The sequence below is a fragment of the Geminocystis sp. NIES-3708 genome, from assembly GCF_001548095.1.
Taxonomy (GTDB): Bacteria; Cyanobacteriota; Cyanobacteriia; order Cyanobacteriales; family Cyanobacteriaceae; genus Geminocystis.
On sequence record NZ_AP014815.1, the window covers coordinates 1504187 to 1517502 of the forward strand.

The 13316-nt window shown below is 30.5% G+C and carries 15 protein-coding genes; 8 read left to right on the forward strand and 7 right to left on the reverse strand.

Translation table 11 applies throughout. The features are described from left to right. Window positions 1-47: 47 nt before the first annotated feature. Window positions 48-359: a hypothetical protein gene (locus GM3708_RS06495; protein WP_066345011.1), complete on the reverse strand. Its 312-nt coding sequence runs from the start codon at window positions 357-359 to the stop codon at window positions 48-50. 164 nt (window positions 360-523) lie between these two features. Between GM3708_RS06495 and GM3708_RS06500 the strand changes: the two genes are divergently transcribed. The 6 genes from GM3708_RS06500 to dndD all read left to right on the forward strand — a co-directional run bounded on the left by GM3708_RS06500 (window position 524) and on the right by dndD (window position 5519). Beyond that, the gene (locus tag GM3708_RS06500; RefSeq protein ID WP_066345013.1) at window positions 524-1141 is read left to right on the forward strand and encodes a VWA domain-containing protein; all 618 of its coding nucleotides are present in this window, start codon (window positions 524-526) and stop codon (window positions 1139-1141) included. Between the two features lie 79 nt (window positions 1142-1220). Then, a complete protein-coding gene (ndhI, locus tag GM3708_RS06505; RefSeq protein ID WP_066345015.1) occupies window positions 1221-1796 on the forward strand; it encodes an NAD(P)H-quinone oxidoreductase subunit I in 576 nt (191 codons plus the stop codon). Between the two features lie 53 nt (window positions 1797-1849). Then, window positions 1850-2461 (forward strand): NADH-quinone oxidoreductase subunit J, encoded by a 612-nt coding sequence (locus tag GM3708_RS06510; protein ID WP_066345017.1) that lies wholly within the window; start codon window positions 1850-1852, stop codon window positions 2459-2461. Between the two features lie 77 nt (window positions 2462-2538). After that, a complete protein-coding gene (gene nuoK, locus GM3708_RS06515; RefSeq protein ID WP_173645037.1) occupies window positions 2539-2844 on the forward strand; it encodes an NADH-quinone oxidoreductase subunit NuoK in 306 nt (101 codons plus the stop codon). Between the two features lie 64 nt (window positions 2845-2908). Next, on the forward strand, window positions 2909-3514 hold the full coding sequence (locus GM3708_RS06520; protein ID WP_066345019.1) for a DUF2808 domain-containing protein: 606 nt from the start codon (window positions 2909-2911) through the stop codon (window positions 3512-3514). Window positions 3515-3536: 22 nt separating this feature from the next. Further along, window positions 3537-5519: a DNA sulfur modification protein DndD gene (gene dndD / locus GM3708_RS06525; RefSeq protein WP_082714018.1), complete on the forward strand. Its 1983-nt coding sequence runs from the start codon at window positions 3537-3539 to the stop codon at window positions 5517-5519. A gap of 158 nt (window positions 5520-5677) precedes the next feature. Here the strand turns inward: dndD and GM3708_RS06530 are convergent, their stop codons facing one another. From GM3708_RS06530 to trpC, 4 genes are all read right to left on the reverse strand, one after another. Then, entirely contained in the window at window positions 5678-6040 is a 363-nt protein-coding gene (locus GM3708_RS06530) for an STAS domain-containing protein (RefSeq protein ID WP_066345021.1), read from the reverse strand. Window positions 6041-6198: 158 nt separating this feature from the next. Beyond that, complete coding sequence (locus tag GM3708_RS06535) at window positions 6199-8580, reverse strand: SpoIIE family protein phosphatase (protein ID WP_066345026.1); 2382 nt, start codon at window positions 8578-8580, stop codon at window positions 6199-6201. Window positions 8581-8617: 37 nt separating this feature from the next. After that, window positions 8618-9310 carry a TIGR04283 family arsenosugar biosynthesis glycosyltransferase gene (locus tag GM3708_RS06540; protein ID WP_066345028.1) on the reverse strand — a complete coding sequence of 231 codons (693 nt, stop codon included), beginning with the start codon at window positions 9308-9310 and terminating at the stop codon, window positions 8618-8620. Between the two features lie 47 nt (window positions 9311-9357). Beyond that, on the reverse strand, window positions 9358-10245 hold the full coding sequence (trpC, locus tag GM3708_RS06545; RefSeq protein ID WP_066345029.1) for an indole-3-glycerol phosphate synthase TrpC: 888 nt from the start codon (window positions 10243-10245) through the stop codon (window positions 9358-9360). 286 nt (window positions 10246-10531) lie between these two features. Between trpC and efp the strand changes: the two genes are divergently transcribed. Together efp and accB are read left to right on the forward strand one after the other, a co-directional pair. Then, window positions 10532-11089: an elongation factor P gene (gene efp, locus GM3708_RS06550; protein ID WP_066345030.1), complete on the forward strand. Its 558-nt coding sequence runs from the start codon at window positions 10532-10534 to the stop codon at window positions 11087-11089. Window positions 11090-11170: 81 nt separating this feature from the next. Further along, complete coding sequence (gene accB / locus GM3708_RS06555) at window positions 11171-11668, forward strand: acetyl-CoA carboxylase biotin carboxyl carrier protein (RefSeq protein WP_066345031.1); 498 nt, start codon at window positions 11171-11173, stop codon at window positions 11666-11668. A 64-nt stretch (window positions 11669-11732) separates the two neighbouring features. Here accB and GM3708_RS06560 read toward each other — a convergent pair whose 3' ends face one another. Then, window positions 11733-12350, reverse strand: coding sequence for a precorrin-8X methylmutase (locus tag GM3708_RS06560; RefSeq protein WP_066345033.1), 618 nt, complete (start codon window positions 12348-12350; stop codon window positions 11733-11735). Window positions 12351-12391: 41 nt separating this feature from the next. Continuing rightward, on the reverse strand, window positions 12392-13201 hold the full coding sequence (locus GM3708_RS06565; RefSeq protein WP_066345034.1) for a TPM domain-containing protein: 810 nt from the start codon (window positions 13199-13201) through the stop codon (window positions 12392-12394). Window positions 13202-13316 lie beyond the last annotated feature (115 nt).

A 13316-nucleotide genomic window follows, 5' to 3' on the forward strand; every position in this document is an offset into this window, starting at 1 on the left:
AATTATTGATCATTAAAAACCTTTTTATTCACCTATATAAAAATCAATTAGCTTATCGCTTCTGCCGTTTTAGGGGTAAATTTTGCTCTATTTTTTACTTTATTGGTTTCTACTTCCTCTAAAGGAACAAATTCAATATGATTTAATAAAGTAGTAACAAAAGCAAAAAGTAAAAAGGGTAAAGATAAAACTAATACAATACCTACTGTTGCAAAAGCATAAATTTGACGAGTACTACTCCACAAAGCTAAAGTACTTGCAAGACTAATAAAAATAACGCCTAACCAAACGATAATTTGACCATAAATATCACCAAATGAGAGGGTACAAATCATCCGATATTTTTTTTCACTATCCATAATTTTTAAAACAATATTATTGTTATATTTAGGTTAAAGCTATAAATTCAGTTTTAGCTTAAATTTAAAGATTTTTAAAAGATTCGCAAGAATAATTTACAATTTTTATTTCTATATTTTTAGTTATCATTCATGGTAGAGATAAACACTAAAAATTATTGACTATGAATACTGAATCTATTGTTACCAATCGTGACTATACTCTTATTATTGATAAAAGTGGTAGTTTAACCACCGATGATGGTACAGGAAAAACTCGTTGGGAAATTGCCCAAGAATCAACTTTTTCCCTTGCTCAAAAATGTGATGATATTGACCCTGATGGTATTACTGTTTATTTATATTCAGGACGTTTTAGAAGATATGATAATGTTACTGCTGACAAAATTAGGGAAATTTATCGTCAAAATGAGCCGATGGGGAAATCTGATTTAAAAAGTGTTTTACAAGATGCTTTAAATAATTATTTTCAACGAAAAGCCTCAGGCACAGCTAAAGTTAATGGTGAAACTATGTTAATTATTACTGATGGTGTTCCCGATGAGCCAAAAGAAATTATTCGTTTAATTATCGAAGCTACCCATAAAATTGATCGAGATGAAGAATTAGGAATCTCTTTTATTCAAATTGGCAAAGATAAAAAAGCAACGGAATACTTTAAAGCCCTTGATGATTTATTGCAAGATGCTGGTGCTAAATATGACATTGTCGATACCATCACCATTGATGATATGGAAGACATGAATTTGACTCAAGTTTTGTTAAATGCAGTTATCGATTAATAATTAGTAATTAACAATTAGCAATTATATATATCAAGTTCGTGTAAAATGAATTGCATTGGCACTTATTGAACAGATTATGTTTAAATTTCTCAAACAAGTAACCGATTACGCCAAAGGAAGCGTAGAAGCTGCAAAGTATATTGGACAAGGATTTGCTGTTACATTTGATCACATGAAGCGTCGTCCAGTAACGGTACAATACCCTTATGAAAAACTGATACCCTCTGAAAGATTTAGGGGGAGAATTCATTTTGAATTTGATAAATGTATCGCCTGTGAAGTTTGTGTTCGTGTTTGCCCGATTAATCTTCCCGTTGTGGATTGGGAATTTAACAAATCCGTCAAAAAGAAAGAATTAAAACACTATAGTATTGACTTTGGCGTGTGTATCTTCTGTGGTAATTGTGTAGAATATTGCCCCACCAATTGTTTATCTATGACGGAAGAATACGAATTAGCGACTTATGATCGTCATGAATTAAATTATGATAACGTCGCTTTAGGGCGTTTACCTACAAAAGTAACAGAAGATTCAATGGTAACACCTCTCAAAGAATTAGGTTATTTACCAAAAGGCGTTATCGAGCCCCATGATTTACCTGAAGGTAGTCAACGTGCTGGGCAAAATCCTCAAGATATAATCAAAAATTAATAGTTGTATAGTTGATAGTTGTTACAAATATTTTTAAAAAGGTATATTAAATCGTGGAAATATCACAAGGTGTTCAATTTGTAGCGTTTGGAATCCTTTCTGTCATGATGATTGGAGCGGCTTTAGGGGTAGTTTTATTAGATAATATTGTTTACTCCGCTTTTCTTTTGGGAGGAGTATTTATAAGTATATCGGGTTTATATCTATTACTTAATGCCGATTTTGTTGCCGCCGCACAAATTTTAGTTTATGTTGGTGCAGTCAATGTGCTAATTCTGTTTGCAATTATGTTGGTGAATAAAACCGAAAATTTTCAACAAGTAAAAGGTAGATGGATTCGTAAAATTGCCACTGGTTTAGTTTGTCTTGGCTTATTTGCTTTATTAAGTACAATGGTTTTAGTTACTCCTTGGCAATTATCCACAATTTCTCCGTCTGTCATTGAAAACACAATTGTGATGATTGGCAAACATTTCTTTAGTGATTATCTTTTACCTTTTGAAATTGCTTCTGTTTTACTTTTGATGGCAATGGTAGGAGCAATTATTTTAGCCCGTAGAGATTTAATTCCTACAGCTCAAAAAACAAGAGAAATATATACTACTTCTTTGACGTTACCAGAGAAACCTAGAGACTTAATTGAAGCAGGTAGTGATAAGAATTAATAATTAATAATTAACAATTAATAATAAGTAATTAGAGGGTAAATAAATCTTAGAAATAAAGATCTTAAATTATGGAAATACAACTACAATATTTTTTGATTTTGGCAGCCGCCTTATTTTGTATCGGTATTTATGGTTTAGTTACCAGTCGTAATGCCGTAAGAGTTTTAATGTCCATTGAATTGTTACTCAATGCTGTTAATCTTAATTTAATAGGATTTTCCAATTATTTAGATCCTAGTGAAATTAAAGGACAAGTTTTTGCAATATTTGTAATTACTATCGCAGCAGCAGAAGCCGCAGTTGGTTTAGCTATTATTTTAGCTATTTATCGTAACCGTGACACCATTGATATGGAACGTTTTAACCTTTTAAAATGGTAAGTTAATAATTAATGATTAACAATTAACAATTAAAGAAGAAACAAGCATTCATAAGTGATTATCAATGAAAATTTTTCAAACTATTAAGAACTTTGTTAAGAGTAGTAATTATTTTTTCTTCTTTGCTGTTTTTATATGTTTTTCTGATTTATTTTTATTAGTAAATAATCAACATAAAGCATTCTCAAAATCACTATTAACACAAGTTTTAGCAACGGATATTAATTTTTTTCGAGCTTCTCCTCGTTTAATTAGAAGTCATCCTACCTATACTTTTCCCGATGTTATCTCTACATATATTTTTGATATTGAAATTCCTGAAAATGCTGATAATAACTTAAAAAAAATAGTCATTAATCAGCAACAAAATACAGAAACTATTACTTTTTTTCCTGATAAAACTAAGGCTTTTATTTTGAATAAATATCAAAAACCTCTTGATCTTAATAGTACTTTAAATGTTAGTGATAACCAAAATGAGATCATTATCAATTTATTACAACCAGCAACTCCTGGTGACAAAATTAGATTAACTATTAAAGCCAGAAATCCTCTTTATGGTGGAATATATCAATTTGGTATAACTGTTTATCCTGAAGGGAATAATCCTCAGAGTTTATATTTAGGTATTGCTAGATTTCATTTTGATATGCGTGGAGGAAGACTTTAAACAGTTTAAATTATAATATTAGATGATGATTTTTAAAGAATTAGTATTAGAAAATTTTGGTCCTTATAGGGGAAAAAATATTATTAATTTAATTCCTGAAAAAGGATTAGATAATACTCCAATTATTTTATTAGGAGGAATGAATGGTGGTGGAAAAACTACCCTAATGGATAGTATTAGATTAGCACTTTATGGAAGAAGATCTCAGTGTTCTAATAGAGAAAACTTAAGTTATAATGACTATTTAATTCAGTGTGTTAATAATCAAATTTCTTTGGGAGAAAAAACTAGAATAGAGTTAACTTTTGAACATATAATTAATGAGCAATGGATAGAATTAAAAATTGTTCGTTATTGGGATAAAAATACTAAAGATGGGAAAGATAATTTAGGTGTTATTGAAGGAGAATTCCCCGAGCTAAACTTAACAGAAAATTGGGATGAATATGTCGAAAATTTTTTGCCTTTAGGTATTTCTAATTTATTTTTATTTGATGGTGAACAAGTTAAAGAATTAGCCGAACAAGATTTACCAACTAATGCCGTTAAAGAAGCGATGAAATCTTTATTAGGGTTGGAGTTGGCTGATAAATTAGTCTCAGATTTAGATGTTTTAATTAATAGAAAAGATAAAATATTAGATCAAGAAATTGCTGGTCAAAAATTCTCTGATGTTGAACAAGAATTACTTATATTGGAAGAACAAAAAAAAGATTTATTAGAAGAATTAAATTTTGAAGAAAAACAACTAAAAATAGTTAATCAAAAATATCGTCACGCTTCTGATAATCTTAAAGATGAAGGGGGAAAAATTGCAGTACAGAAACATCAATTACGTGATAGGCAAAAGTCTTTAGAAAATCAAATAGAAATTATTTATTCAGAATTAATATACATAGCTAGTCAAAATTTTCCTTTAATTTTGATTACTGATTTATTAAATAATCTCAAAATAAAACTTGAAGAAGAATCCATGTTATTAAAAATAAAAAATTCTCAAGATTTATGGAAAGAAAAAGATTATAAATTATTATCTTTTCTTGATAATTTAGATATTGATCCAAATAAATATAGTAAAATACAAGATTTTTTACAATCAGAAAATTTATTATTAGAGCAGCAGTTAAATTCTCATCAAATTTATTTAGAAGCTGATGATATTACATTACCTAAACTTGATAATATTTTACGAAATTTATTACCAAATCAACAAAATCAAGTACAAGAAAAATTAATTAAATTAACACAATTACAAAAAGAATTAATAGGGGTAGAAGAAACGATTCTTCGTGTAGATTCTCCTCAAGCATATCAAAAATTAGAAGAAGAATATAAAAATCAAGAAAAGGCTTTAATTAAGATTAAAACTAAATGTGAAACTATTAAACAAACTTTAAATGCCATTGAAAAAAAAATAATAGAAATCACAAAAAAACTCAGTCATTATGGTAATAATAATTTACAAAATTTACAAGTACAGCATATTATTGAAATGATGCCAAAAGTTAAACATACTTTAAGTTTATTTAAACAAAAATTAACTTTAAGGAAGTTAAATAAATTAGAATTAGAAGTCACAAATTGTTTTCGTTATCTACTTCATAAATCTAATTTTGTAGCCAAAGTGGTAATTGATGCGGATACTTTTGCTTTAAATTTATATGATTATCATAGTTTAGTTATTCCAAAAAATCGTTTATCGGCGGGAGAAAAACAATTATTAGCGATTGCTTTATTGTGGGGATTAGCAAGAGTTTCTGGAAGAAATTTACCTATTGCTATTGATACTCCTTTAGGACGACTTGATTCTTCTCACCGTTATAATTTAATTGAGCGTTATTTTCCTACGGCTTCTCATCAGGTGATTTTGCTTTCTACTGATACAGAAATCGCTGAATCGGAGGTTAATTTTTTACGAGAAAAACAAGTGATCGCCAGAGAGTATCTTTTAGATTATGATAGTAAAACTAATCAAACTACCGTTAAATCTGGTTATTTTTTCTGATAGACATCTCATCGATAGAAAAATTAAAATAAGTAGGTTAGTAAAATTAATTGCACATTTTATTTCTCTCAAAGCTATTATAACAATGAGTTTAAATCTATTGATAATATACAATTAATTTTGTATGAATACTTAGATTCTTTTTCAGGAAACTCTAATTAATTATTTTGATTTTGCATTTTCATTAAATAAGCATCAAGTTCTTCTATATTTTGAAAAACATCAGAAATTGGCACAGCTTTAACAATGTTAAAAACTTTCTTAACTTGAGGACTAAGATTGACAAAACATACTTGTCCTTGCCTAGATTTCATCGTTTTTCTAGCCTTCGCCAAAATTCGTAATCCAGCACTAGAAACAAAATTAAGACTCTCAAAATCTAGGACAAGATTTTTGATATTATGATCAAGTTTAATAATAAATTGGTCTAAATCAGGTGCAGTAATCGCATCTAATTGCCCATTAAGAATAAGGTGCATAGTATTTAATTGGGTGATTTTTGTGTGAATTTTTAGTGTCATCAGTTTTATTATCAAAGATTATTATTTTTCATTGAATTATTTTCAGTTTCAATTTTTGTTTCTCAATAATAGAGATTTCCCTCAATTTTTGGCTTCATTTTTATCAAAGTCTAACCTGTTGCCTTTTGCCTAGGCTTTGAAAAAGTCTGATACTTAATTTACATTTTTTTAGTGATAGTTTGGTAAATCGTTAAAATGTTTTTATCATTATGATATGTATAATCAATGTAATCTACTAACTCTCGTACCAAATAAAAACCAAATCCTCCCAGTTCACGTTCATCATCATCCATCGATAAATCAGGTGTCTCAATCTCTGTTAAAGGGTTAAAAGGTCGTCCACTATCTTGAAAAGTTATAACTAGAGTCTGATCTCTAATCTGAAATTGTAAATCAATAGAATATCGAGATTCTTTACTATAGCCATAATTTATAATATTAACTAAAACTTCCTCCACAATCAGTTGAGTATCTTCAATCGATTCGATCACTAAAGATTCCCTTTGCAAAATTTTGCCTATCTGGGGTTTGACTCTTTCTAATTCAGTTAATTCATTATTAATAGTAATAGTCCATTCCAAAACATTAATCTCCTGAGAAAAAGGATTTGAAGGTTGATACTGAAGTACTAGCAAAGTTAAATCATCTGATTGTGAGGCATCTTGAATAAACTGTTGATGAAAATATTGAATAGTATGTATTATTTTAGTAGGATTGTAGCGTAAATTATGGGAAATAGCATCAATTAATCGCTCTTCTGAAAACAGTTCACCTTTTCGATTCATGGCTTCAGTAATACCGTCGGTATAAAGAACAATCAAATCCTTGGGCTTCAAAAAATATTCTTGTTCAGGAAAAAAGGCTTCTTCCTCTAATCCTAAAGGTGGTCCAGTTTCTAATTCTAAAAAGTGAACATTTCCGTCTCGCAACAATAACGGAGCATCATGACCACCACTAGCATAATTTAATATTCCTGTTCGTAAGTCTAGCACTGCACAAAATAAAGTCACAAATAAACACTCGTCATTATCGATACAAAGCTCATGATTAACAGTTTGCAAAATTGACTTAGGAGTACTTGTACTTTTAGTTATTGTACGAATCAAACTCACCGTTTTTGCCATTAACAACGCCGCTGGTACACCTTTATCCGCAACATCACCAATAATTAAACAAAGGCGATCACTCTGTGTCACTTTGTGATCTCCTCCTAGAGAAAAGAAATCATAAAGATCACCTCCTACTAGCCTTGCTGGTTGGAAAAGAGCAGAAATCTCATAGTTTTGATTAGAGCCATCAGTAACTTCAATACGGGGTATCATGGAACGTTGAATTTGAGCCGCAATAGAGAGCTCACTTTCCATTTTTTGCTTCGCAGCAGTGGTTTCTTGTAATTCCTTAATATGAGTTTTCAAAGCATCACGCATATGGTGAAAAGCCGCCGTAAGTCGTCCTACTTCATCCCTTGATTTAGTAGTGGGTAATATGGTGTTGAGATTACCTTGAGTAATGTTTTCTGTGCTAACGATTAAAGCCCTGAGAGAACGGGTTGTTTGACGAGAAATCACGACTATCGCTAAACAAATGAGTGCCATATCTTTAACCATAGATGCAATTATCGTAAAAAAATAGTTTTGGCGAAATGATTTCATTTGTGCCTCAGAGATAGCAAAACCCATAGCCCAAGATGTTCTCGGTAATATGGTAAAAATCAGTGTACCTTGAGAATCGGTAAAAATTTGAGAACTTCCATAATTTTTATTTTCTTTTTTGTTAGATTGAAATTCAGGTACAGTAGTATGTTTAGAAAACCAAGACAGGGATTGTATAGTTTCGGGAGGGCTTATTAACCATTGCTTTGTTGCTAAATCAATCACAAAAGGTTGCCCAATGGAAAAATGATTGATTTTGTCTTCTAAGTTAAGTTTACGAGTTACTAAAGGTTCGAGCCAATCTAAAGTAAGTTCGATGGCAAGTAAGTTTTGAGTTACTTTTTCTTCACCCAGAGAAGTACAATAAATCAGTGATTTGTTTGAAGGATTGTTTGCAGAAGGATTCGACCAAAAAGGTAGAGATACATTAAAATTATTTTGACAATAATTAAGTAATCTGGTTATATCACTTTCCGTCATCAACACATTTTCACCCTGAATATTAGTACTTAAACCAAATATTTGGGAAGGTTTAATAGTTTTACTTTCTGTTAATAAACTACCAATGGCAACGGCTTTGATTAATGATTGTTGTTGTTGTAGTTTTTTAAAAAGAGTTATATTAAATTGATTCTTTTCCTTTGATTGCTCAGGGTAAATAATTAACTCAGTCTTTTCCTCAATTGATCGCAAAATTCCTTCAACTTCAACAGCTACCGAATCAATGCGAGATTGGGCAACATCAGTCATCCAAGTAACAACACCTAACTCAACAACTTGGTGCATATGCCAATAAGACACACTGTAGATAAATAAAGCGGCAATGACACAACCAAAAATGAGCCGATGGGTTATGCTTCTAAATTGAAATTTAGGAAATATGGACATACTTACCACTTCTTTTTTTAGTTTATAGGAAATAATTTTAGTTAATTTGACGATAAAAACGAGCTAATTTTTCAGGATTGATTTTTAAATAATAACCAATAATAATTAATTGATTGATTAATGTTGTTTTGAAAATTCCTAGTTTTTTCCATCGTCTAGCAGATGTGATCACTGAAGAATTTGTTATATAAATTTTACCAATTTTTTTGACTGTTCTAATGAATGCAAAGTCTTCCATTATTTCTAGGTCAGAAAAACCATTTATACTATCAAATATTTCTTTTTTGATAAATATTCCTTGATCTCCATAAGGTAATGATAAATATTGTGATCGCCAATTAATAAAAGTTTCAAGGACTCTAAAAATAGATTTTTGGCTATCAATTCTTAACTTAAAAGCACCAGCAATAAAGTTATTCTTTTTTACAGTTTCAATAACAATTTCGTCATAATTATCAGGCAAAATAGTGTCTCCATGAAGGAATAATAAGATATTTCCTTTAGCTTTTTGTCCACCCAAATTCATTTGATAGCTACGGCGTAAAATAGGCGATAAAATAACATTAAAACCTGCTTTTTTGATTAAATTAACTGTATTATCATTACTTCCTCCATCTACAAAAATCAATTCGATAGAAGACTTTTTAATAAGATGAGAAAACAATTTTTTGAGATTTTTTTCTTCATTTATAACAGGAATAATAACCGTAATTTCACAATTATCAATCATATTTTTTTGTAATAGTTTTATTACTTATTACCCATTGTTTATAATTGTTAATTGTTATATAGCTTATCAATTGCCAATTCTAATTCATCTTGTTTAATTAAAGATTCACCAATTAAAACAGCATTTGCTCCAGCATTTTTAACAAAATCTAAATCATTTTTGGTATATAATCCAGATTCACTCACGATAGTAATTTGTTTATTAATAATAGTTTCTTTTCTTGCAGATAAAATATCTTTAGTTGTATCTAAACTAAGAGTAAAATCTTCTAAATTACGATTATTAATACCAATTAATTTTACGTCATCAATAGCCAAAACTCGATCTAATTCTTCTAAAGTATGAACTTCAATTAAAGCTGTCATTCCTAAACTATGAATTATTTTTAAAAAATATTGCAAATCATTATCTTTTAAGATTGCTGCAATTAATAAAACTGCATCTGCACCATTAACTCTTGCTAAATAAATTTGATAAGGATAAATAATAAATTCTTTACATAACAAAGGTATTTTAACAGCTGCTCTAACTTTAGCTAAATTTTCAAAACTTCCTTGAAAAAACTCTTCATCTGTTAATACAGATAAACAACTTGCTCCACCTGTTTCATAAGATTTAGCAATAGTAATAGGATCAAAATTTTCTTTGATAACTCCTTTACTAGGAGAAGCTTTTTTTACCTCTGCAATTAAAGCAGGTTTTTTCTCTGAATTATGCAATGCAGAAAGAAAATTGAGGGGAAAAGAAGATAATTCTGCTACTTTTTTACGCAAATCTAATAAAGAAAGGCGATCGCGCATTTTTTCTACTTCTTTTTCTTTATGCCAAACAATTTTTTCTAAAATATTTCGTGGCTCATTTTCAGGGGAGATAACTTGATAACGTAAACTTTCTATGGCAATAGGAGGAGAAGGTTGTTGACGACGAATTTTCATAAATAGATCAATTAATTCATGGAACTATTCATATTTTACTTGGATCTTGCACTAACAATAAAAGATACAAATAACCACGATTAGCTTTAGAAGTGAAGGATTAACGTGATTTTTGTTGCCTATTGTTTCTTTAACTTTATTGATGATTCATTATTAATTGTTAATTATTAATTGTTAATTGCCAATTGTTACTTGTAATTAGTACCATTTTAAGAGAATATAGTTTTGGTGTTTTGTACCCAATATGTCTCGAAATTAGAAAAAAGATTTAAGAGTATAAACTTATATGATTTCAAGTAACGATTTTCGCCCCGGTGTTAGTATTGAATTAGATGGTAGTGTTTGGCGAGTGGTAGAATTTTTGCACGTAAAACCCGGTAAGGGATCAGCTTTCGTGCGCACTAAACTAAAAAATGCTCAAAGTGGCAATGTCATGGAAAAAACTTTTCGTGCTGGAGAAACTGTGCCTCAAGCTAACCTTGAAAAAAGGACTATGCAACATACTTACAAAGAAGGTGATCAATTTATTTTCATGGATATGGAAACCTTTGAAGAAGTAACACTCAGTGCTTCTCAAGTAGGAGATCGTGCTAAGTTTATCAAAGAAGAAATGGAAGTCAACGTTTTATTTTGGAATACTTCAGTCTTAGACATTGAATTACCTACTTCAGTAACACTAGAAATCATCGAAACAGATCCGGGTGTCAAAGGTGATACGGCTACCGGTGGCACAAAACCAGCAATTGTCGAAACAGGAGCACAAATTATGGTACCTTTATTTGTCTCTATCGGTGAGAAAATTAAAGTTGATACCAGAAATGGCAGTTATTTAGGAAGAGAATAACTTTATATTGACTATCATTAAAATAAATCTTTATTTTTTTCTCCCAAATTCTAATTAATTCATTGATATATATATTAAAAAGTGCCAATAGATTTTAATCAACTCCGAGAATTTATCGAGGCGATCGCCAAAACAGATATAACGGAATTAGCGATTAAGGAAGGGGATTTTGAACTAACACTTCAAAAAACAAGTCCTCACATCAACAATACCACTTATACAATATCTCAGCCATTAAACGTGGCAACGCCTTCTTTAGAAGTAACTAAGCCAATGGAAACAGAGGCAAAACTACCCTTAGTTACAGAAAAATCTTCCCCAGTTAAAAAAACTGATAATTGGATTGAAATTACATCTCCTATGGTAGGAACATTTTATAGTGCATCAGCCCCTGGAGAAGCTCCTTTTGTGAATGTTGGAGATCGCATTTCCAATGGTCATATAGTGTGTATTATTGAAGCGATGAAACTGATGAACGAAATTGAAGCGGAAGTATCAGGACAAGTTATGGAAATTGTAGTAGAAAATGGTGAACCCGTTGAATATGGGCAAACCTTACTATGGATAGCACCAAATTGATTATTAGGGGGGAATGGTATTCGCCCAAGAATTGGTATCCCCCCAAGAAATAATAATTTAATAATTAATTAATGGTTAATTGTTTCGCCATCCATGCCAAATCGATTAAACCATCAATAATTGCCATTGCTAAATTAACTCCTCCTTTGCAACTATCGACTCTGATGTGAGAAATCGAAGAATCTCTCAATTTCATATTAATAGCCTCCTTATAGATAAAACCAGAAGCCGTAGTAATAATCAAACTAGGTTTAATCTCCTGTGATTCAATAAAATCTAATAAAGAATCTAAGATGATCTGATTTTGTCCAAACACGTAAATTGCATAAGGATAACGATAAGCTAAATTTTCCAATATGGAAGAGGGTTTCTGTTCAAAAACAATATTACTAGAAATTGCTTCCACGGAATAAACAGGATTAAGAAAAGTTGATTGTAATAAAGAAGTAATACTAGTTTGAAGAATAGAAGTATCAACAATAATAGGAACTCTAGCGGATAATGCTGCCGCACCTGATTGTAACGCATTACTCGAAAAAGAAACCAAAGAATGATAATCGAAATCCCCACTAACATAAATAGTACGTCGAACTATTTCATATTCAGCGGGGGAAAATTTACCTCGATTAACTTCTTGATCGATAATAGCTAAATTTTGAGCCGTTAATAAATTCCATTTCATTAAAGTTTAAAAATCAATAATATTGATTATTTTACTTCAATTTATGTTTCATAGGGAGTTTGCTGATTGAGTAAAGGAGAGAAATAAGCGACTAATGCACCTAAAGCAAAACCAATGACATTACGAAATATCGGCAACCATTCAGAAGTACGAGTAACAACAGGTCCCATACCGAAAGCAAAAAACAAAATTCCCCATAAAGGAGAAATAATTAATACCCATTGCCATGCAAAAACTTGTCCGGGTTTACGGGGATGCCCAGCTACTCCAAAAATAATACCACCTACCACGGATGTGACTAAAGTTAAAATCCATTGCTCTTGAGGTAATCCGGGTACGACAGAACAACCACCTTTAGCTAAACAACCTTTGACAGTATCTAAAGCCTCGGCGATAGAGTTATTCTCTCCATTATCACGAACATAATACATATTGCCAAATCGAGTTTGTAATTCAATCCAAAAAGTACGAGGAAGTAGTTTATAAACATCGTCACCAACACTAAAAGCCAGTAAATTACCACCTCTGCCATCAGCCACTAAAAGGATACTTTGATCATCTAAATCCCAAAACTTAATCACTGCCCTCCCAGGAGATTGATCATATTGGGTTAAAATTCTTAATTTCCATCCTGTTTGTTGTTCAAAATCTTCTATTTGTTTAGTTATAGATTCTTCCTGTAATGTAGGCAAATAATTTGCTAAATCAACGATAGGAGTAACTTCTGCTGGTAACAATTCAGGATTATTTACCGCAGATGCAGAAGAATAAGGAGTAAACAACCATGTAGAAATACTGATTAAGCCAATAACCAAGGCAATGAAAGTTTTACGAATTAGACGATTTTGCATAATGTTCAGCTACAAAAAGATTTTAATAAAAGTTTTTTAATTTTTGTTACAAATGTTAACTTTTATTTTAACCTAAGAACTATAAGCAACGAGAAGTTTTTTCTTTAAATCTAAT

Bases quoted from the DNA above. Each gene is read 5' to 3' on its own strand.
- GM3708_RS06500 (WP_066345013.1), top strand. From the start codon at position 524: ATGAATACTGAATCTATTGTTACCAATCGTGACTATACTCTTATTATT.
- GM3708_RS06565 (WP_066345034.1), bottom strand. From the start codon at position 13,201: ATGCAAAATCGTCTAATTCGTAAAACTTTCATTGCCTTGGTTATTGGC.
- GM3708_RS06530 (WP_066345021.1), bottom strand. From the start codon at position 6,040: ATGACACTAAAAATTCACACAAAAATCACCCAATTAAATACTATGCAC.
- dndD (WP_082714018.1), top strand. From the start codon at position 3,537: ATGATGATTTTTAAAGAATTAGTATTAGAAAATTTTGGTCCTTATAGG.
- efp (WP_066345030.1), top strand. From the start codon at position 10,532: ATGATTTCAAGTAACGATTTTCGCCCCGGTGTTAGTATTGAATTAGAT.
- ndhI (WP_066345015.1), top strand. From the start codon at position 1,221: ATGTTTAAATTTCTCAAACAAGTAACCGATTACGCCAAAGGAAGCGTA.
- GM3708_RS06520 (WP_066345019.1), top strand. From the start codon at position 2,909: ATGAAAATTTTTCAAACTATTAAGAACTTTGTTAAGAGTAGTAATTAT.
- GM3708_RS06560 (WP_066345033.1), bottom strand. From the start codon at position 12,350: ATGAAATGGAATTTATTAACGGCTCAAAATTTAGCTATTATCGATCAA.
- trpC (WP_066345029.1), bottom strand. From the start codon at position 10,245: ATGAAAATTCGTCGTCAACAACCTTCTCCTCCTATTGCCATAGAAAGT.
- GM3708_RS06495 (WP_066345011.1), bottom strand. From the start codon at position 359: ATGGATAGTGAAAAAAAATATCGGATGATTTGTACCCTCTCATTTGGT.
- GM3708_RS06535 (WP_066345026.1), bottom strand. From the start codon at position 8,580: ATGTCCATATTTCCTAAATTTCAATTTAGAAGCATAACCCATCGGCTC.
- GM3708_RS06540 (WP_066345028.1), bottom strand. From the start codon at position 9,310: ATGATTGATAATTGTGAAATTACGGTTATTATTCCTGTTATAAATGAA.